Origin of the sequence: Streptomyces sp. NRRL WC-3618 (assembly GCF_001280005.1) — a bacterium.
GTDB lineage: Bacteria > Actinomycetota > Actinomycetes > Streptomycetales > Streptomycetaceae > Streptomyces.
Genome location: NZ_LGDW01000001.1, coordinates 134,305 through 153,549, shown reverse-complemented (window position 1 = coordinate 153,549; position 19,245 = coordinate 134,305). Strand labels below are relative to the sequence as shown.

Sequence of the window (19,245 nt, the reverse complement as noted above, 5' to 3'; positions counted from 1 at the left end):
CCAGCCCCTCCGGCGTTTGAGGAGCGGGGTCTGGGGCGGAGCCCCAGAAGGACGGGACGGGAAGGGGCGGCGGGGGCGAGAAACCATAGGCTTCGCCACGTGAACGCGAACCCCACCTTCGGCCCCGCCACCGGCATCGGTTCCCTCCCCGGCGGCGACGCCAGAGAAGCCGCCAAGGCAGCCACCGGCACCTTCGAGGACTTCCCCTTCCTGCCAGAGCTCCCCGCCCGCGGCCCCGGCGCCGACATGATCGGCCGCACCACCGGCCTGCTCGTCGAGATGTACGCCCGCGTGGAACCCAGCGGCTGGCGCCTCGGCGACCGCCCGGGCCGGGACACCAAGCGGGCCCGTTCCTGGCTCGGCGAGGACATCGACGCCCTGGAGGAGTTCACCCAGGGATACGAGGGCCAGGTGAAGGTACAGGCCGTCGGCCCCTGGACGCTGGCCGCCGGCCTGGAGCTCAGGAACGGCGAGCTGGCCCTCTCCGACCCCGGCGCCTGCCGCGACCTCGCCGGCTCCCTCGCCGAAGGCATCCGCCTCCACCTCGACGACCTGCGCCGCCGCATCCCTGGCGCCCAACTCGTCCTGCAGCTCGACGAACCGTCCCTCATGGCCGTACTGCGCGGCCACGTGCGGTCCGCCAGCGGCTACCGCACCCACCGCGCCCCCGACCGTCAGGTGGTCGAGTCGACCCTCCGGGAGGTCGTCGGGGCGGCCGGTGACGGGCCGGTCGTGGTGCATTCGTGCGCTCCGGACGTCCCGTTCGCCCTGCTCCGCAGGGCCGGCGCAGCCGGTGTCTCCTTCGACTTCTCCCTCCTCACCGAGCGTGACGACGACGCGATCGGCGAGGCGGTGGAAGGCGGTACGCGGCTGTTCGCCGGTGTCGTCCCGGGCACGGACGGCCCGTTGTCAGACCCTGCCGGTAGCGTCAGTGGTGTCAGGACGTTGTGGCGCAGGCTGGGGCTGCATCCGGGACTTCTCGCGGAGGCGGTCACCATCACGCCGTCGTGCGGACTCGCGGGCGCTTCCCCGCAGTACGCATGGAAGGCGCTCGCCCACTGCGTCCAGGCGGCGAGATCACTCGCGGACAACCCAGAGTAACGGGAGGACAACACGGTGGCCGGCGAACAGCACGCACAGTCCACATCGGTGCCCGCCGAGGCGCGCGACAGGCACGCCCAGCTCGCCGAGCGCGTCGAGGAACACCGCTTCCGGTACTACGTGAACGACGCTCCCGTCGTCAGCGACGCGGAGTTCGACAAGCTGCTGCGCACCCTGGAGGGGCTGGAGGAGGAGTATCCGGAGCTGCGCACGCCCGACTCCCCGACCCAGAAGGTCGCGGGGGCGTACGAGACGGAGTTCACCTCCGTCGAGCACCGCTCGCGCATGCTCTCCCTCGACAACGCCTTCGACGACCTGGAACTGGCGGCGTGGGCGGAGCGCGTCCACAAGGACGTCGGGGCCTCGGACCACCACTTCCTGTGCGAGTTGAAGGTCGACGGCCTCGCCGTCAACCTGACGTACGAGAACGGGCGGCTCACGCGCGCGGCGACCCGCGGTGACGGCCGTACCGGCGAGGACATCACGCCCAACGTGCGGACGATCGCCGAGATCCCGGACCGGCTGAAGGGCGACCACGTCCCCGGCCTGGTGGAGATCCGCGGCGAGGTCTACTTCCCGATGGAGAAGTTCGAGGAGCTCAACGCCCGCTTGGTGGAGGGCGGCGACAAGCCGTTCGCCAACCCGCGCAACGCGGCGGCCGGTTCGCTCCGCCAGAAGGACCCGCGCGTCACCGCGACGCGCCCGCTGCACATGGTGGTCCACGGCATCGGCGCCCTGGAAGGCTTCGACCCGCTGACCCGCCTCTCCGAGGCGTACACCCTGCTGCACGAGTGGGGCCTGCCGACCACGCGGTACGCGAAGCAGGTCGACGACCTCGACGGCGTACGGGAGTTCATCGCGTACTACGGCGAGAACCGGCACTCCGTGGAGCACGAGATCGACGGGGTCGTCGTGAAGCTCGACGAGGTCCCGCTCCAGGGCCGCCTCGGCTCGACCTCGCGCGCCCCGCGCTGGGCGATCGCTTGGAAGTACGCGCCGGAGGAGGTCAACACCAAGCTCATCAACATCCGCGTGGGCGTGGGGCGCACGGGCAGGGTCACGCCGTACGCGCAGGTCGAACCGGTGACGGTGGCCGGCTCGGAGGTCGAGTTCGCCACGCTGCACAACCAGGACGTCGTCAAGGCCAAGGGCGTCCTCATCGGCGACACCGTGGTGCTGCGCAAGGCCGGGGACGTCATCCCGGAGATCCTCGGCCCGGTCGCCGACCTGCGCGACGGCACGGAGAGGGCCTTTGAGATGCCCGCCGAGTGCCCCGAGTGCGGTACGCCGCTGCGGCCCATGAAGGAGGCCGACGTCGACCTGCGCTGCCCCAACGGGCAGAGCTGCCCCGCCCAGTTGAGGGAGCGCCTGTTCTACCTTGCCGGGCGCAAGTGCCTGGACATCGAGAACTTCGGTTACGTGGCCGCGGCCGCGCTCACCAAGCCGCTGGAGCCGGCCGAGCCGCCGCTGATCGACGAGGGCGACCTCTTCGACCTCACCATCGAGCGGCTGCTGCCCATCAAGGCGTACGTCCTGGACCAGGACAGCGGGCTGCCCAAGCGTGATCCGAAGACCGGCGAGGAGAAGATCGCCACGGTCTTCGCCAACCAGGAGGGCGAGCCCAGGAAGAACGCGGTGTCGATGCTCGCCAACATCGCCGCCGCCAAGGACCGTCCGCTCGCCCGGATCATCACCGGTCTGTCGATCCGGCACGTCGGGCCGGTCGCCGCCGAGGCACTGGCCCGTGAATTCCGCTCGATCGAGCGCATCGAGCAGGCCTCCGAGGGGGAACTGGCCACCACGGACGGGGTCGGCCCGATCATCGCGGCCTCGCTCAAGGAGTGGTTCGCGGTGGACTGGCACCAGGAGATCCTGCGCAAGTGGCGGGCCGCCGGAGTGCGGATGGAGGAGGAAGGCTCCGGCGAGGACGAGGGGCCGCGCCCGCTCGAAGGGCTCACCGTCGTCGTGACCGGCACCCTTGAACACCACACCCGGGACGGCGCGAAGGAGGCGCTGCAGAGCCGTGGAGCAAAGGTGACCGGTTCTGTTTCGAAGAAGACGTCCTTTGTGGTTGTGGGCGACAATCCTGGATCGAAGTTCGACAAGGCCATGCAGCTGAAGGTGCCTGTTCTGAACGAGGACGGCTTCGCCGTCCTGCTCGAACAGGGGCCCGAGGCAGCGGCCGAAGCGGCGCTTCCGAACGAGGAGTAGGGGTTGAACACCACCCGATCGGCGCATACCAGATGCATACGGGTGGCTGGGTCGCATTCGGGCAACCATCGACGACCGCTGCCCGTGGAGGCCTCCTGCGGCCTACTGTTGACGTAAGCGCCTGCCGTGTCCGGACGCGGTTTCGGACGCGGTGCCGTTGAGGGCTGACGGACAGCGGACCGCGTGGCGTGGGCACCGCCGGCTGTGAGAGGGACGGGAATGGAACCGACCGATAGCGCCGCCCCTCCCTCTCGGCTGCGCGGAGGCCGGATGTCCGGCCTCTGGCGCCGGAGTTCCGGCCTCCTCACGGGCCGTCCCGAGCCTGGCCGGGAAGAGGGCGTGGTCCGCCGGACGGCACGCTTCCTGGAGCGGGCGGGCATCGGCGTGCGGACGGCCGGCCCGGCGGGCAGGGGCGGGACGGGCGGCACCGGTCAGCGCATCGTCGCCGACAGCAGGGTGTCGACCCCGCTGACGGCCCACCTCACCGCCGAGGAACGCGTCGCCCATCTGCACGCCCACGACCCCGCACGTCAGCTGACCTGGCCGGCGTTGCCCGCGGCGGTCGTCGCGTCGGCCGGGCTCGTCCTCGGCGCCGGCTTCTACCGCGGCCTCACCGGCCACAGCGCGCTCTTTCCCTCCGGCACCGTCGGCTGGGCCCTCGCCGTGCTCACCGGGGTCATCGTCGGCCACCTAGTCGCCCTCGGCCGCGCCCGCTGGTGGGGCGGCACCGGATCCGGCTCCGCGCTCACCCTCTCCGTACTGCTGCTGTACGGGTGGGAGGCGGCCGGCATGGTCAGCCTCACCGTCGTCGTCCTGGTCGGCATAGCCCGGCGCCACCGCTGGCGGCAGGGCGTCCTGCACGGCTCGGTGGACATCCTCGGCATCGGCGTCGGCGCGCTGGTGCTCGCCGCGTTCGGCCGGGTCCCCTCGGTCGAGACACCGTGGAACCCGCAGACCTGGAGCGTCTACACGGCGCCCGAGGTGATGCTGGTCGCGGTCACCTACCTCGCGCTCACCCGCACCCTGGTCTGGTATCTGCACACCCCGCGCGGCGGACTGCCCACGGTCGCCCATTCCGCCCTGGTCAGACAGGGTCTGGTCGCGATCGCGCTGCTCGCCATCGCGCCGCTGATCTGCGTCGTCGCCGTCGCCCTGCCGATCCTGCTGCCCCTGTTCGCCATTCCCCTCATCGCCCTCGACTCCACCCTGTGGATAGCCAGGGCCAGGGCCGAGGAACAGTTGCGCGACCCGCTGACCGGACTGCCCAACAGACAGTGGCTCCTGGAACGGACCTGGACGGCCCTCGACGATGCCGAACGCATCGACGCGCGGGCCGCGCTGATGCTCATAGACCTCGACCGCTTCCGGTCCGTCAACGACACCCTCGGCCACCTCGCCGGTGACCGACTCCTCCTCCAGATAGCGGACCGGCTGCGGCTCGCCCTGCCGCGCGGCGCGGAGGCCGCGCGGCTCGGCGGCGACGAGTTCGCCGTGTTACTGCCGGTCGTCGACTCCACGACGTCCGCCACCCGCGTCGCCCGCAACCTGGTCACCGTCCTCGGCTCCCCGCTCGACCTCGACGGACTCACCCTCGTCCTGGAGGCCAGCGCGGGCCTCGCCGTCTTCCCCGACCACGCGCTCGACGCGGAGGGACTGCTGCGGCGCGCCGATGTCGCGATGTACCAGGCGAAGCGGGACCGTACGGGTGTCGAGGTGTACGAGGTCAAGCGGGACTCCAACACCCCGGACCGGCTGGGTCTGCTGGGCGACCTGCGGCGCGCGCTCGACGCGCACGAGGTCGAGCTGCACTACCAGCCCAAGGTGCGCTTCGACGGGCAGGTCGCCGGCCTCGAGGCGCTGGTGCGGTGGGTGCACCCGGAGCGCGGGAAGGTACCGCCGGACGAGTTCATAGCGATCGCCGAGTCGTCCGGGCTGATGCCGCACCTCACGGAATACGTGCTGGAGAGGGCGCTCGAACAGGTCGCGAAGTGGCGCGCCCAGGGGCTGTTCGTCCCGGTCGCCGTCAACGTCTCCCCGCGTGACGTCCACACCCCCGGCTTCGCCGGTTCCGTCGCCGCGCGGCTGGCCCGCCACGAGGTCCCGCCGGGGGCGCTCCAACTGGAGATAACGGAACACGTGCTCCTCGAAGACCCGCAGAAGGCGGCGGACACCCTGGCCGCGCTGACCGCGCACGGCGTGAAGATGTCGCTGGACGACTTCGGGACCGGGTACTCGTCGCTGGTGCACCTGCGGCGGCTGCCGGTGAGCGAGCTGAAGATCGACCGCTCGTTCGTGGCGCGCCTTGCGGTGGACACGGAGGACTCGGAGATCGTGCGGTGCACGGTGGACCTCGCGCATTCCCTGGGGCTGCTCGTGGTCGCCGAGGGTGTCGAGGACGACGAGACGTGGGAGCGGTTGCGGGACATGGGGTGTGACGCGGTGCAGGGGTGGCTCGTCGCCGCGGCGATGCCTCCCGAGGAGGCCACCGCGTGGTTGCTGGCGCGGGGGACTCGTGGGTGGCAGCGACCGCGGGCGGCTCTGCCCGCCGCGGAATCATAGGGAGATCTCACACCCGCACACCGCCCGTTTGCCGCCCGTTGAAAGGCCGGCGTCGCCTGTGGGGGGTCCTCGCCGTCGGTGGCCTCAGGTGTGGTGAGGCAAACCCGTGCGCGGGTTGTCTCCCCTGCCCCCTAGGATTGGGGCCAAAACCACACCGCACTCACCCAGAGGATCGCTGCATGCCTGGCATCACGCGCGAGGAGGTCGCCCACCTCGCACGGCTGGCGCGTCTGGAGCTGAAGGGCGAAGAGCTCGACCACTTCGCAGGCCAGCTCGACGACATCATCGGCGCGGTCGCCCGCGTCAGCGAGGTCGCCGACCAAGACGTACCGCCGACCTCGCACCCGCTGCCGCTGACGAACGTCATGCGCGCGGACGAGGTCCGTCCGTCGCTCACCCCCGAGCAGGCGCTTTCCGGCGCCCCCGCCCAGGAGCAGCAGCGTTTCAAGGTGCCGCAGATCCTGGGGGAGGACTAATCACCATGACGGACCACAGCAACGTCAACATCATCCGGCTCACCGCTGCCGAGACCGCCGCGAAGATCGCCTCCGGCGAGCTCACGGCTGTCCAGGTCACCGAGGCCCACCTGGCCCGGATCGAGGCCGTCGACGAGAAGGTGCACGCCTTCCTGCACGTCGACCGGGAGGGCGCCCTCGCCCAGGCCCGTGCCGTGGACGCGAAGCGCGAGCGCGGTCAGACGCTGGGCCCGCTGGCCGGCGTACCCCTCGCGCTCAAGGACATCTTCACCACCGAGGGGATGCCGACCACCGTCGGTTCCAAGATCCTCGAGGGGTGGATCCCGCCGTACGACGCGACCCTCACCAAGCGGCTGAAGGCCGCCGACGTCGTCATCCTCGGCAAGACCAACATGGACGAGTTCGCCATGGGGTCCAGCACCGAGAACAGCGCGTACGGGCCGACGGGCAACCCGTGGGACCTCACCCGCATCCCCGGTGGCTCCGGTGGCGGGTCCTCCGCCGCGCTCGCCTCCTTCCAGGCGCCGCTGGCCATCGGTACGGACACCGGCGGTTCCATCCGCCAGCCCGCCTCCGTCACCGGCACGGTCGGCGTCAAGCCGACGTACGGGGCCGTGTCGCGGTACGGCATGGTCGCCTTCTCGTCCTCCCTCGACCAGGGCGGCCCCTGCGCCCGTACGGTCCTGGACGCGGCGCTCCTGCACGAGGTCATCGCCGGGCACGACCCGCTCGACTCGACCTCGATCGACGCGCCGGTCCCGCCGGTCGTCGAGGCCGCCCGCAACGGCAGCGTCGAGGGCATGCGCGTCGGCGTCGTCAAGCAGTTCCGCGGCGAGGGCTACCAGGCCGGCGTCATCCAGCGCTTCGACGAGTCCGTCGCCCTCCTCAAGGAGCTGGGCGCCGAGATCGTCGAGCTGGACTGTCCGTCCTTCGACCTGGCGCTGTCCGCGTACTACCTGATCGCGCCGAGCGAGTGCTCGTCGAACCTCGCCCGCTTCGACGGGCTCCGCTACGGCCTGCGCAGCGGCGACGACGGCACGCACTCCGCCGAAGAGGTCACCTCGCTCACCCGTGCGGAGGGCTTCGGCCCCGAGGTCAAGCGCCGCATCATCCTCGGCACGTACGCGCTCAGCTCCGGCTACTACGACGCGTACTACGGCAGCGCCCAGAAGGTCCGTACGCTCATCACCCGAGACTTCGAGAAGGCGTTCGAGTCGGTGGACGTGATCGTCTCCCCGACGACGCCCACCACCGCCTTCCCGATCGGCGAGCGCGCCGACGACCCGATGGCGATGTACCTCGCGGACCTCTGCACGATCCCGACCAACCTCGCCGGCAACGCGGCCATGTCCCTGCCCTGCGGGCTCGCGCCGGAGGACGGACTGCCGGTCGGGCTCCAGATCATCGCCCCGGCCCTGAAGGACGACCGTCTTTACAAGGTCGGCGCCGCCGTCGAGGCCGCCTTCGTGGAAAAGTGGGGGCACCCGCTGCTCGAGGAGGCACCGTCGCTGTGAGCAAAGCTCTTTCGAAGGCCAAGGGCTTCAAGAAGTCCAAGTCCGGCACGTACCTGTCCATCGCGACCACCGCGTTCGGAGCCGTCAGCGTCGTCAAGCAGGCCAAGAAGGCCCGCGCGGAGAGCGACACGCTGCGCCTCATCGACGCGGCCGTGTCCGCCGCCGCCATCGTCACCGGCCTCGCCATCCTCTACCGCGAGCTGAAGCGGCTGGGCGACGACGACGTCCTGCTGGGCTGAGAGGGAAGTTTTCACCGTGACCACCACGACCGACACCGAACTGGTGTCGTACGAGGACGCGTTGGCGTCGTACGACCCCGTCATGGGCCTCGAGGTCCACGTCGAACTCGGCACCCGCACCAAGATGTTCTGCGGCTGCTCGACCGAGCTGGGCGCCGAGCCCAACTCGCAGACCTGCCCGACCTGCCTCGGCATGCCCGGCGCGCTCCCGGTCGTCAACGCGATCGGCGTCGAGTCCGCCATCAGGATCGGTCTCGCGCTGCACTGCGAGATCGCCGAGTGGTGCCGCTTCGCCCGGAAGAACTACTTCTATCCGGACATGCCGAAGAACTTCCAGACCTCCCAGTACGACGAGCCGATCGCCTTCAACGGCTACCTCGACGTCCAGCTGGAGGACGGTGAGACCTTCCGCGTGGAGATCGAACGCGCCCACATGGAGGAGGACACCGGCAAGTCGCTGCACGTCGGTGGCGCGACGGGCCGTATCCACGGCGCCTCGCACTCGCTCCTCGACTACAACCGCGCCGGCATCCCCCTCATCGAGATCGTCACCAAGCCGATCGAGGGCGCCGGCGAGCGCGCTCCCGAGGTCGCCAAGGCGTACGTCGCCGAGTTGCGCGAGCTCATCAAGGCCCTCGGGGTGTCGGAAGCCCGGATGGACCAGGGGCAGATGCGCTGCGACGTGAACCTGTCGCTGCGCCCGCACGGCCGCGAGAAGTTCGGCACCCGCAGCGAGACGAAGAACGTCAACTCGCTGCGTTCCGTGGAGCGTGCCGCCCGTTTCGAGATCCAGCGGCACGCCGCCGTACTGAACTCGGGCGGGACGATCATCCAGGAGACCCGGCACTTCCACGAGGACACCGGGTCGACGACCTCGGGCCGCGTGAAGGAGGAGGCCGAGGACTACCGGTACTTCCCCGAGCCGGACCTGGTGCCGGTGGCCCCCTCCCGCGAGTGGGTCGAGCAGATCCGCGCCGAGCTGCCCGAGCTGCCGCTGGCCCGCCGCAACCGGCTCGTCGCGGAGTGGGGCGTCACGGCGACCGACATGCAGTCGATGCTCAACGCCGGTGCCATCGACCTGATCGTCGCCACCATCGACGCCGGGGCCGACGCGGCCTCCGCCCGCAAGTGGTGGATGGGCGAGCTCGCGCGCAGCGCCAACGAGTCGGGCACCCCGCTCGACGCGCTGGCCATCACCCCCGGTCAGGTCGCCCGGGTCGCCGCGCTGGTCACCTCCGGCGACCTGAACGACAAGCTGGCCCGCCAGGTCATCGAGGGCGTCCTCGCGGGTGAGGGCGGTCCTGACGAGGTCGTCGAGAAGCGCGGTCTGAAGGTCGTCTCCGACGACGGCGCACTCAACACCGCCGTCCAGGAAGCCATCGCCGGCAACCCGGGCATCGCCGACAAGATCCGCGGCGGCAAGGTGGCCGCGGTCGGCGCCCTGGTGGGCGCGGTCATGAAGGCGACCAGGGGCCAGGCCGACGCGGCCCGCGTCAAGGAACTGATCCTTGAGCAGCTGGGCGTCAGCGAGGGCTGAGCCGAACAGCATCTGAGGGGCGCGTCGGATTTCCCGACGCGCCCCTCAGGCTTTACGCCTCGTACGAAGCCAGGCAGGCATCCGGATTCCCGGCTGGGCACGGTACGCTCCCGCGCCATGGACGAGAAAGCGGAGGAGCACGCGGAGGACACCGCGGAGGACTACGAGGACGCTGCGCTGGACGCGCGGCGGGCCCGCTGGACGGCGACCGGGACCGGGGCGCTGCTGGCCCTCGTAGGGCTCGTGGCCTCCTCGCTCCGTCTCACGGCTTCCCTGCCCGTCCTCGTACCGAGCGCGTACGCCTTCGGGGCCGCCGTCTGCGCGTTCGCGTCGGTGCTGGGGGCGCGGGGGCGCACCCGGCGGGCCCTGTGGCTGCTGATCGTCGGCGTGATGGTGATGGCGCTCGGAGACCAGTTCGACTGAGGCGACAGAGTCCCCGTGACTGTCCTGTGACATGACTCGCACTCTTGCGAATAAGGGCACTTACGGCTCAAACGATCATCGACGCCTGTAACAGTGGTTCGGCATCACTCTTGCGTCCTTTCGTTTCTTTGCGGGCCTTTCTGTTCATTCACAACGGTTCCCGGTCAAAGATCCACTCTTCGGTCAGGGAGCACGTCTGTGGCAGTCCTCGCACGCTGGTGTGTCAGGCACCGCCTCGTCGTCGTTCTCATCTGGCTCGCCGCCTTCGCCGGGGTGACCGCCGCCGCCGCTGTCATGGGCTCGGCGTACTCGAACGACTACGAGGCCCCGGGCACCGAATCGGGCCGCGCCACCCAGCTCCTGGAGGAAGGCTTCCCCGGGCTCGGTGGAGACACCGACACCGTCGTCTGGCACACCGCCGCCGGTACGGTCCGCGCCCCGGACGTCGAACAGACGATGACCCGCACCCTGGACCGCGTCGCCGACCTGCCCGGCGTGGCCTCGGTCGACAGCCCGTACGAGGGCCGCGGCTCCAGCCGGATCAGTGCCGACGCGCGGACGGCGTACGCCACCGTCACCTTCGACAAGTCCGCCGAGGACATCGGCAAGGGCGAGGCGCGGGCCGTCGTCGACGCGGCCCAGGCGGCGCGCGCCGACGGGCTCCAGGTGGAGCTGGGCGGCAGCGCCATCGCGCTCACCGAGTCGCCCGGCGGGCATCTCGCCGAGGTCATCGGGGTGGTCGTCGCGGCCCTCGTGCTGTTCCTCGCCTTCGGTTCGCTCGCCGCCTCCGTGCTGCCCATCGCCACCGCGCTGGTGAGCGTCGGCACGGCGTACGCAGGGATCGTGCTGCTCGGGCACGCGATGACCGTCGCCGACTTCGCGCCCATGCTCGGCATGCTGATCGGGCTCGGCGTCGGCATCGACTACGCGCTGTTCATCGTCACCAGACACCGGCGGGGCCTCAAACGCGGCCTGTCCGTCGCCGAAGCCGCCACCAACGCCGTCACGACCACCGGACGCGCCGTCGTCTTCGCGGGTGCGACCGTTTGCATAGCCCTGCTGGGGATGCTGATCCTGCGCCTCGGCTTCCTCAACGGCGTCGCGATCGCGGCCTCGCTGACGGTGATCCTGACGGTCGCGGCCTCCGTGACCCTGCTCCCCGCCCTGCTGTCGTTCATCGGGCCGCGCGCCCTGAACCGGCGCGAGCGGCGCAGGCTGGCCGAGCACGGGCCCGAGCCGGAGCTGCCCACCGGGTTCGCCGCCCGCTGGTCCGTGTTCGTCGAACGCCACCCCAAGGTGCTCGGCGCCGCCGCCCTGGTCGTCATCGCGCTGCTCGCCCTGCCCACGCTCTCGCTCCACCTCGGCACCTCCGACCAGGGAAACAACCCGAAAGCGACGACCACACGGCAGGCCTACGACCTCCTCGCCGACGGTTTCGGCCCCGGCGTCAACGGCCCGCTCACCCTCGTGACCCATGTGGGCGACGCCGAGGACAAGCTCGTTCTCGACAACCTCGCCGCGACCCTGCGGACCACCGAGGGCGTCGCGTCGGCCTCCCCGGTGACCTACAGCCCGAGCGGCGCCACCGGGTACCTCACCGTCGTACCGACGTCCTCCCCGCAGTCCGCGCGGACCAGTGACCTGGTGGAGCGGCTGCGCGAGAGGGTGCTCCCGCGCGCGGAGACCGGTACCTCGCTCGACCTGTACGTCGGCGGGGTCACGGCGAGCTACGACGACTTCGCGGATGTGATCGTCGGTAAGTTGCCGCTGTTCGTCGGTGTCGTGATCGGCCTGGGCTGTCTGCTGCTCCTGCTCGCGTTCCGCTCCCTCGGCATCCCGCTCAAGGCCGCCGCGATGAACGTGGCCGCCGTCGCCTCCGCGTTCGGGGTCGTCGTCGCGATCTTCCAGTGGGGCTGGGGAAGCGAACTGCTGGGCCTCGGCAGCGCGGGCCCGATCGAGCCCTTCCTCCCCGTGATCATGGTCTCGGTCCTCTTCGGGCTCTCCATGGACTACCAGGTCTTCCTGGTCAGCCGGATGTACGAGGAGTGGCTGGAGACCGGCGACAACCGGCGCGCCGTCCGGGTCGGCCTCGCCGAGACCAGCCGCGTGATCAACTCCGCGGCGGTCATCATGATCTCCGTCTTCCTCGCGTTCGTGCTGAGCGGCGACCGGGTGATAGCCATGTTCGGCATCGCCCTGGCCGCCGCCGTCGCCCTCGACGCCTTCGTCCTGCGCACACTCCTGGTGCCCGCGTTGATGCACCTGCTCGGCGGCGCCAACTGGTGGCTGCCCCGCTGGCTGGACAGGCGGCTGCCGCGCATCAGCATCGAGCCGCCCGAGTGCCGCGTCGCCGCCGCGCGACCGTCGGGCGCCGAGGAGGCCGCGCGTGCGAGCATTCCGGGCGTGACCGACGCAGATGTCACCGACGTCGCGGTCATGGACGTAGGGGCCATGGACGTAGAGGTCATGGACGTACGGGATGTACTGGTGAAGGAGCGACCGCAGGATGTACGCGATATCCCTGGGTGACGACGGCGCCGAACTGCGCCCCCTGGAGCCCTGGCACGCCGAGGAGTTCCTCGCACACCTCGACCGGGGGCGGGACTTCATCACCCGCCACGTCCCCTTCGGCATGAAGTCCACGGACCTCGACTCCGCCCGCGCCCAGCTCCAGCGGTACGCCGACCAGCGCGCCGCCGACACCGGGTCGCTGCACGGGATCTGGCTGGACGGGAAGCTCGTCGGCGGGGTGCTGTTCCTCAACTTCAGCGCGGAGCAGGGCAACTGCGAGGTGGGCTGCTGGCTGGAACCGGCCGGCACCGGACGCGGACTGATCACGCGCGCGATGCGTGTCCTGATCGACTGGGCGATTGACGTACGTGGCATCCACCGTGTGGAGTGGCACGCGTCGTCCGTCAACGAAGCGAGCATCAACGTGGCGCGGCGGCTGGGCATGAGCCGTGAGGGCCTGCTGCGGGAGAACTACCCGCACCGGGGGGTCCGCGCGGACACCGAGATCTGGTCGGTACTCGCGCCCGAGTGGCGTGCCGCACGCGCGCGTGCCGCTCACAGGGATCATTAAGGAACTTCTCAGACGACGTCCGTACGGTGCGGCGTATGGGAACCAAGACAGCAGACGAGACCGGCGCCGAGACCGGTACCGAGGCGAAGAGTGACGACGTGAAGAGCGGTAACGACACGGTGGACATCACCAAGGACGAGCAGCCGACCGAGGCCGCGGCCGACACCGAGGTCGAGGTCCTGGGCGACGCCGACGCGTACGAGGGCGACGACATCGAGGACCTGGAAGACCTGGACGAGGCAGGGATCGCGGCCGAGAAGGCGGACTCCGGGGTGGGCCAGGGCGCTGCCGCCGTCGCGTCCGCCGTCCTCGGCTTCGTCTCGCTCACCGGCAGCTGGATGGGCACGGTGGCCGCCGCGCGCGAGACGCTCGTCGGCCAGCTGCATACCGCGTCCCAGGCGAGCGTCGCCACCCAGATCAAGGAGGTCTACGGCGACGCCTGGCAGACCACCGCGCTCTGGGCCGGCATCTTCGCGCTCCTCGGGCTGCTCGTCGGTGTCGCGGCCCTCGCCCGGCCCGCGTTCGGCGCCCCGGGCAAGCCGCAGGCCGCCTGGATCAAGTCGGTCTCCTGGGCGGGCGTCGCGCTCGGCGTCCTCGGACTGCTCCTCGCGGTCCTCAAGTACACCGACGTCCTGCTGGGCCTGCCCTCCGCGCCCTGACCCGGGGCGGAATCACCGCACGTCATGAGGGGCCTTAGGTCGGTCGTCAGCACCTTACGACCCGTCTGAGGCCCCTCCCTCCGTTTCTAAGGCCCCCACCCCATCGGAAGATGCGGAACTCTCCCGATGCGGCCGACCCCCCTGGGAGACGAAGGTTGAGTCATCGCAGAGAGCGAAGACCAACCGATCTCGTCTCAGACCTGAGGGGCATCACATGTTCGAGTACGAACTCCACCAGTTCCGCTCCGCCGAACTGCGGCGCGAGGCCGCGGACGAGCGCCTGGCCCGGGAAGCGGTCCGGAGCGCCCGCGCCGCCCGCCGCGAGGAATCCGGCCGCGCCGCCGAGGGCGAGGTGCATCCCGACGACCAGCGCCGCCACTGGTTCACCCGGGCCGCGTGAGGCCCGGGGGACGGGCGGACAGCCGTACGGAATCCAGCGCGTCACATGCCGGCCGCCCCGGGTCCGGCAGCGCGTCGGCCACCACTGATCCCACCGCGGCGCTCCGCCCCGCGCACGCCGCCTCAGTCCGCTCCACCACCGGCAACGGGCCGGTCGCCCGCTCGGCGACCGGCCCGTCCGGCATGTCGCCCGCCCTCCCGCCCGGCACCGCGGCCATCGGCTCGATAACCAGTCCCGCGATGTCAGAGCCCTGTGCGATGCTCTGGCCCGTGGAGACCAGGTCCGTCTGTCCGGTGTTCGTCGGTCGCAGCGATGAGTTGGGGGTGTTGCACGACGCGCTGGCCCGCGCCGCCTCCGGAGAGCCGCAGGCGTTGCTGCTCGGTGGGGAGGCCGGAGTCGGCAAGACCCGGCTCGTCGAGGAGTTCGCCGACGCGGCGAACCGCCTGGGCGCCGTCGTCGCGCTCGGCGGCTGCGTCGAGATCGGCGCCGACGGACTGCCCTTCGCGCCCTTCTCCACCGCCCTGCGCGCCCTGCGCCGCGCGCTGCCCGAGGAGTTGGCCGCCGCCGCTGCCGGGCAGGAGGAGGAACTGGCCCGGCTGCTGCCCGAGTTGGGCGAGACCAGCGCCGGACGGCACGACGAGGAGGGCCTGGCGCGCCTCTTCGAACTCACCGCCCGCCTCCTGGAACGCGTCGCCGCGGACCGCACGGTCGTCGTCGCCCTCGAAGACCTCCACTGGGCCGACGCCTCCACCCGCCACCTCCTGGCCTACCTCTTCCGCACCCTGCGCACCGGCCGCCTCGTCGTCCTCGCCACCTACCGCGCCGACGACATCCACCGCCGCCATCCGCTGCGCCCCCTCCTCGCCGAACTGGACCGGCTGCGCACGGTCCGCCGGATCGAGCTGAGCCGCTTCAACCGTGCCGAAGTGGGCCGCCAGATCGCCGGCATCCTCGCCACCGAACCCGAACCGGCCCAGATCGACGAGATCTTCGACCGCTCCGACGGCAACGCGTTCTTCGTCGAGGAACTCGCCGTCGCCGCCCACGAGGGCTGCCGCACCCGGCTCACGGACACTCTCCGCGACCTTCTCCTCGTCCGCGTCGAGAGCCTGCCCGAGAGCGCCCAGCGGGTGGCCCGGATCGTCGCCGAGGGCGGCTCCACCGTCGAGTACCGGCTGCTCGCCGCCGTCGCCGGACTCGCCGAGGACGACCTCATCGAGGCGCTGCGCGCGGCCGTCGGCGCCAACATCCTGCTCGCCACCCCGGACGGCGACGGCTACCGCTTCCGCCACTCCCTGGTCCGCGAGGCCGTCGGCGACGACCTCCTCCCCGGCGAACGCTCCCGCCTCAACCGCCGCTACGCCGAGGCCCTGGAAGCCGAGCCGACGCTCGTCCCCGCCGACGAACGAACAACCCGCCTGGCCAGCTACTGGTACCACGCCCACGACCCGGCCAAGGCCCTCCCGGCCGTCCTGGACGCCTCGGTCACCGCCCGCCGCCGATACGCCTACTCCGAGCAACTACGGCTCCTCGAACGGGCGATGGAGCTCTGGGACACGGCCCCAGACGCCGTACGGACCACCCTGCGCCCCGTCGACTACACCGAGGTCTACCCGCCCTGTGGCTGTGACCCGGCCACCACCCCGCTGCACTACCTCGACCTGATGGCCGAGGCCGCGGTCGCGGGCCGGCTGTGCGGGGAGCGGGACCGCGCCCTGAAGATCATCAAGCGTGCGCTGCACCTCCTGGAGGACGACGGTGACCCCCTGCGCGCCGCCTGGTTCTGGTGCCAGCGCTCCCGCCTGGTCCAGGCCCAGTCCCGAGGCGACGGCTGGAAGGAACTGGGCACCGCCCAGGAGCTCGTACGGGGCCTGCCGCCCTCGGAGGTCCACGCCGAGGTCCTCGCCAACGTCGCCGCCTGGTCGATGCTGCACTGCCCCGGCCCCGAGGCCCTCGCCGCCGCCGAACAGGCGGTCGAGTACGCCCGGATGGTGGGCGCCGCCGAGATCGAACTGCACGCCCGCCTCACCCACGGCGGCCTCCTGGTCGACGCCGGGGCCGCGGAGACCGGGTTCGCGCAGATGCGCGAGGTCAAGGAACGGGCGGTCGCGGAGAACGTCTTCTTCGTCGCCGGACGCGCCTACGTCAACCTCCCCAACGGACTGGAAGCGGTCGGCCGTTCCCAGGAAGCCCTCCCCATTCTGGAGGAGGGGGTCGCCTACACCCGGCAGTTCGGGCTGCTGGACTCCGAGGCCTGGGTGTGGGGCAACCTCTCCGAAGCGCTGTACTCACTCGGCCGCTGGCAGGACGCCGCCGAGGCCGCGGCCCACGCGCTACGGCGCGGACAGAGCACCAAGCCGCAGGGCGCCGGCGCCATCTGCCTGGCCCGGCTCGCCCTGGGCCGGGGCGACCTGTCCGAGGCCGCGCGCCAACTCGCCACCGCGCACGAGCACTTCGGCACCCACGACCCCATGCCCCAGCACGACCTGCTGCTCGCCCTCGTCACCATCGGCGTCGCCGCCGCCGAGGGCCGCCTCCTCGACGTCCGCACCGAACTGGGCCACGCCCTGGACGCCGGCTTCCCGCCCGGCACCCATCGCTACGGCTGGCCGCTGCTCCTCGCCGCGACCATCGCGGAGTCCGACGCCCGCGCCCTGTCCACCGCCGCGCCGGGCCGCCCCGAGATCCTGGCCCGGATCCTCGACACCGCCAAGAAGCTCACCACGGACGCCCCCGTCTGGCTCGCCCACGAGCAGTGGGTCCGCGCCGAACTCCAGCGCGCCGACGGCACGGCCACCCCCGACACCTGGTCACGGCTCGTCACCGCGTTCGAGGCCCTCGACCGCCCCTACGACCTCGCCCGGGTCCGCCACCGCCTCGCCGAGGCCCTGCTGACGGACGGCGCGGAGCCCGACGACCGCGACCGGGCGACCGAGCTCCTCCGCCTGTCCGCCACCGTCGCCGGCCACCTGGGCGCCCGTCCCCTCGGCGACGCCGTCACGCTCCTCGCCCAACGCGCCCGCCTCACCCCGACCGGCACCCCGTCCCCTCGCGCGCCGGACCCGGCCGAGTCCCTGGGCCTCACCAGCCGCGAACGGGACGTACTGCGCCTGGTCTCCGCGGGCCGCACCAACCGCCAGATCGCCGAGGAACTCTTCATCTCGCCGAAGACAGCGAGCGTCCACGTCTCGAACATCCTGGCCAAACTCGGCGTCTCGGGCCGGGGAGAGGCGGCGGCGGTGGCGCATCGCCTGGGATTGTTCCCGGCGGGGACCGAGGATCGCCTGGTGGCGGGATAATGGCAGGAGACCCACCTACTGGCGGAGGCGCTGTGTTGTACCAGATCGAGTACACCGAACGCGCTGCCGCGCAGCGTGACGCACTCTCCGAGGACCGGCGCAAGCTTCTGGAGCGGGGCCTGAACAAGCTCGCCGAGGACCCCTTCACGCCGGTGTCGCAGGCGGTCAGCGGCGAGGACATCCGCGTGGTGTCCGTGGCCTCGGGCCTGACCGTCGACTACATGGTTCACCGGGCGTTCCTGATCCTGGTTTCCGTGGCGATCCTCGATCAGTCGCTCATCGAAGACGAGTAGTCGGGAGCCATGCCTTGTGTTCAACATGTTCGAGGAGCTCTTCGCACCGGGACGCAAGCACACGCGTGACGAGCAGAAACGTTTGGAGCTGACCCGCGAGGACGTCGGCGACACCGACCCCGGACGCGGGCCGATAGACCTCGCGTCCGGAAAGGTCGTCATACGCCGCTCCGAGCAGCCGGAGGAACCCGGAAGCTCGGAGGAACCGGGAGGCGCGGAGGAACCGGAGGAACCGGGAGGCGCGGAGGAGCCGGACTCGCCTCACGTCACCTGAAGTCACGTCACCTGAAGCTCCAGAATCCGGTCGTCCCCGCTCTCCGGGGACCCCCTGCCGTCTGTCTCGCTGGTCACCAGCCACAGCTTGTCGCCGCCCGCCGACACGACCGTACGGAGCCTGCCGTACTCGCCCTTGAGGAAGCCCTGCGGGTCGGCCGCGGCCTCCGTGCCCTTCAGGGGGACCCGCCACAGGCGTTGGCCCTTCAGCCCCGCCATCCATATCGAGCCCTCGGCGTAGGCGATGCCGCTGGGTGACGCGTCGTCCGTGTGCCACTTCGCGACGGGGTTGTGGAACGCGGAGTCGTCGCTGTCGCCCTCCGCCTCGGGCCAGCCGTAGTTGTCGCCAGGCTTGATCTGGTTCAGCTCGTCCCAGGTGTCCTGGCCGAACTCCGAGGCGAACAGCCGCTGCTTCGAGTCCCAGGCGAGGCCCTGCACATTGCGGTGGCCGTACGAGTACACCGGGGAGTCGGGGAAGGGGTTGCCCGGGGCCGGTTCGCCCTCCGGGGTCAGCCGCAGGATCTTGCCGCCCAGCGACGCCTTGTCCTGCGCCAGGCCCCTCTCACCAGTCTCGCCCGTGCCCGCGTACAGCATCCTGTCCGGGCCGAAGGCGATCCGGCCGCCGTTGTGGATGTAGCCCTTGGGGATGCCACGCAGGACCGTGTTCGGGGCACCCAACTGCTCGCCCGCCGGCTTCTTCTCCTCGTACAGCATGCGGGCGATCCGGTTGTCCGAGTCCGTCGTGAAGTACGCGTAGACCATGTGGTCCGACGCGAAGGAAGGAGACAGCGCGAGGCCCAGCAGACCACCCTCGCCGGCCGCCGAGACGCCCGGCACCTCGCCCAGCTCCGTCTTTTTGCCCGTCTTCGAGTCGACCCGGGTGATCGTGCCCTCGTCACGGGAGGAGACGAGCAGATCGCCGTCCGGCAGCGGGGCCAGGCCCCAGGGGGTCTTCAGGCCCTCGGCGACCGTGCGCAGCACCTTCACCGAGCCTTTGGCCGGCGGGGCCGGCTCGGTCGCCCGGGCGGAGGGCGCGGCCTGCGGACCGGTACGGCTCGGCGACGCGGTGTCGCTGCCGCCCGCGCCCCCGCCGCCTCCCGCGTCGGAGGAGCAGCCGGCCGCGAGCAGGAGCGTGGCCGCGGCCAGCACGGCCGTCACAGCTCTACGTTGCACGATCAT

General features: G+C 71.2%; 16 protein-coding genes. 15 read left to right on the top strand and 1 reads right to left on the bottom strand.

Annotation, left to right across the window (positions count from 1 at the left end; all coding sequences use genetic code 11):
* The first annotated feature begins 99 nt into the window (after nt 1-99).
* From ADL01_RS00695 to ADL01_RS00620, 15 genes are all read left to right on the top strand, one after another.
* Nucleotides 100-1,101, top strand: coding sequence for a methionine synthase (locus tag ADL01_RS00695; RefSeq protein WP_053739852.1), 1,002 nt, complete (start codon nt 100-102; stop codon nt 1,099-1,101).
* Between the two features lie 15 nt (nt 1,102-1,116).
* Nucleotides 1,117-3,312 (top strand): NAD-dependent DNA ligase LigA, encoded by a 2,196-nt coding sequence (ligA, locus tag ADL01_RS00690; RefSeq protein ID WP_053739851.1) that lies wholly within the window; start codon nt 1,117-1,119, stop codon nt 3,310-3,312.
* Between the two features lie 219 nt (nt 3,313-3,531).
* A complete protein-coding gene (locus ADL01_RS00685) occupies nt 3,532-5,871 on the top strand; it encodes a putative bifunctional diguanylate cyclase/phosphodiesterase (RefSeq protein WP_053739850.1) in 2,340 nt (779 codons plus the stop codon).
* A 179-nt stretch (nt 5,872-6,050) separates the two neighbouring features.
* A complete protein-coding gene (gene gatC / locus ADL01_RS00680; RefSeq protein ID WP_015036350.1) occupies nt 6,051-6,347 on the top strand; it encodes an Asp-tRNA(Asn)/Glu-tRNA(Gln) amidotransferase subunit GatC in 297 nt (98 codons plus the stop codon).
* 5 nt (nt 6,348-6,352) lie between these two features.
* Nucleotides 6,353-7,861 (top strand): Asp-tRNA(Asn)/Glu-tRNA(Gln) amidotransferase subunit GatA, encoded by a 1,509-nt coding sequence (gene gatA, locus ADL01_RS00675; protein ID WP_053739849.1) that lies wholly within the window; start codon nt 6,353-6,355, stop codon nt 7,859-7,861.
* Nucleotides 7,858-8,100, top strand: a complete 243-nt coding sequence (locus ADL01_RS00670; protein ID WP_053739848.1) for a hypothetical protein — start codon at nt 7,858-7,860, stop codon at nt 8,098-8,100. Before gatA ends, ADL01_RS00670 begins: the two co-directional genes overlap by 4 nt.
* 16 nt (nt 8,101-8,116) lie before the next feature.
* Nucleotides 8,117-9,637, top strand: coding sequence for an Asp-tRNA(Asn)/Glu-tRNA(Gln) amidotransferase subunit GatB (gene gatB / locus ADL01_RS00665; RefSeq protein WP_078960243.1), 1,521 nt, complete (start codon nt 8,117-8,119; stop codon nt 9,635-9,637).
* Between the two features lie 117 nt (nt 9,638-9,754).
* Nucleotides 9,755-10,060 carry a hypothetical protein gene (locus tag ADL01_RS00660; protein WP_053739847.1) on the top strand — a complete coding sequence of 102 codons (306 nt, stop codon included), beginning with the start codon at nt 9,755-9,757 and terminating at the stop codon, nt 10,058-10,060.
* 198 nt (nt 10,061-10,258) lie between these two features.
* On the top strand, nt 10,259-12,589 hold the full coding sequence (locus ADL01_RS00655) for an MMPL family transporter (protein WP_053739846.1): 2,331 nt from the start codon (nt 10,259-10,261) through the stop codon (nt 12,587-12,589).
* Nucleotides 12,567-13,142 (top strand): GNAT family N-acetyltransferase, encoded by a 576-nt coding sequence (locus ADL01_RS00650; protein WP_053739845.1) that lies wholly within the window; start codon nt 12,567-12,569, stop codon nt 13,140-13,142. The genes ADL01_RS00655 and ADL01_RS00650 overlap by 23 nt, the downstream gene beginning before the upstream one ends.
* A 35-nt stretch (nt 13,143-13,177) precedes the next feature.
* Nucleotides 13,178-13,801: a hypothetical protein gene (locus ADL01_RS00645; protein WP_053739844.1), complete on the top strand. Its 624-nt coding sequence runs from the start codon at nt 13,178-13,180 to the stop codon at nt 13,799-13,801.
* Nucleotides 13,802-14,015: 214 nt separating this feature from the next.
* Nucleotides 14,016-14,201, top strand: coding sequence for a hypothetical protein (locus ADL01_RS00640; protein WP_053739843.1), 186 nt, complete (start codon nt 14,016-14,018; stop codon nt 14,199-14,201).
* 257 nt (nt 14,202-14,458) lie between these two features.
* Complete coding sequence (locus tag ADL01_RS00630) at nt 14,459-17,500, top strand: helix-turn-helix transcriptional regulator (RefSeq protein WP_078960242.1); 3,042 nt, start codon at nt 14,459-14,461, stop codon at nt 17,498-17,500.
* A 32-nt stretch (nt 17,501-17,532) separates the two neighbouring features.
* The gene (locus ADL01_RS00625) at nt 17,533-17,793 is read left to right on the top strand and encodes a type II toxin-antitoxin system RelE family toxin (protein WP_063783424.1); all 261 of its coding nucleotides are present in this window, start codon (nt 17,533-17,535) and stop codon (nt 17,791-17,793) included.
* A gap of 16 nt (nt 17,794-17,809) precedes the next feature.
* Nucleotides 17,810-18,067 (top strand): DUF6191 domain-containing protein, encoded by a 258-nt coding sequence (locus ADL01_RS00620; protein ID WP_053739840.1) that lies wholly within the window; start codon nt 17,810-17,812, stop codon nt 18,065-18,067.
* Between the two features lie 2 nt (nt 18,068-18,069).
* Here the strand turns inward: ADL01_RS00620 and ADL01_RS00615 are convergent, their stop codons facing one another.
* Nucleotides 18,070-19,245 (bottom strand): PQQ-dependent sugar dehydrogenase, encoded by a 1,176-nt coding sequence (locus tag ADL01_RS00615; protein ID WP_078960241.1) that lies wholly within the window; start codon nt 19,243-19,245, stop codon nt 18,070-18,072.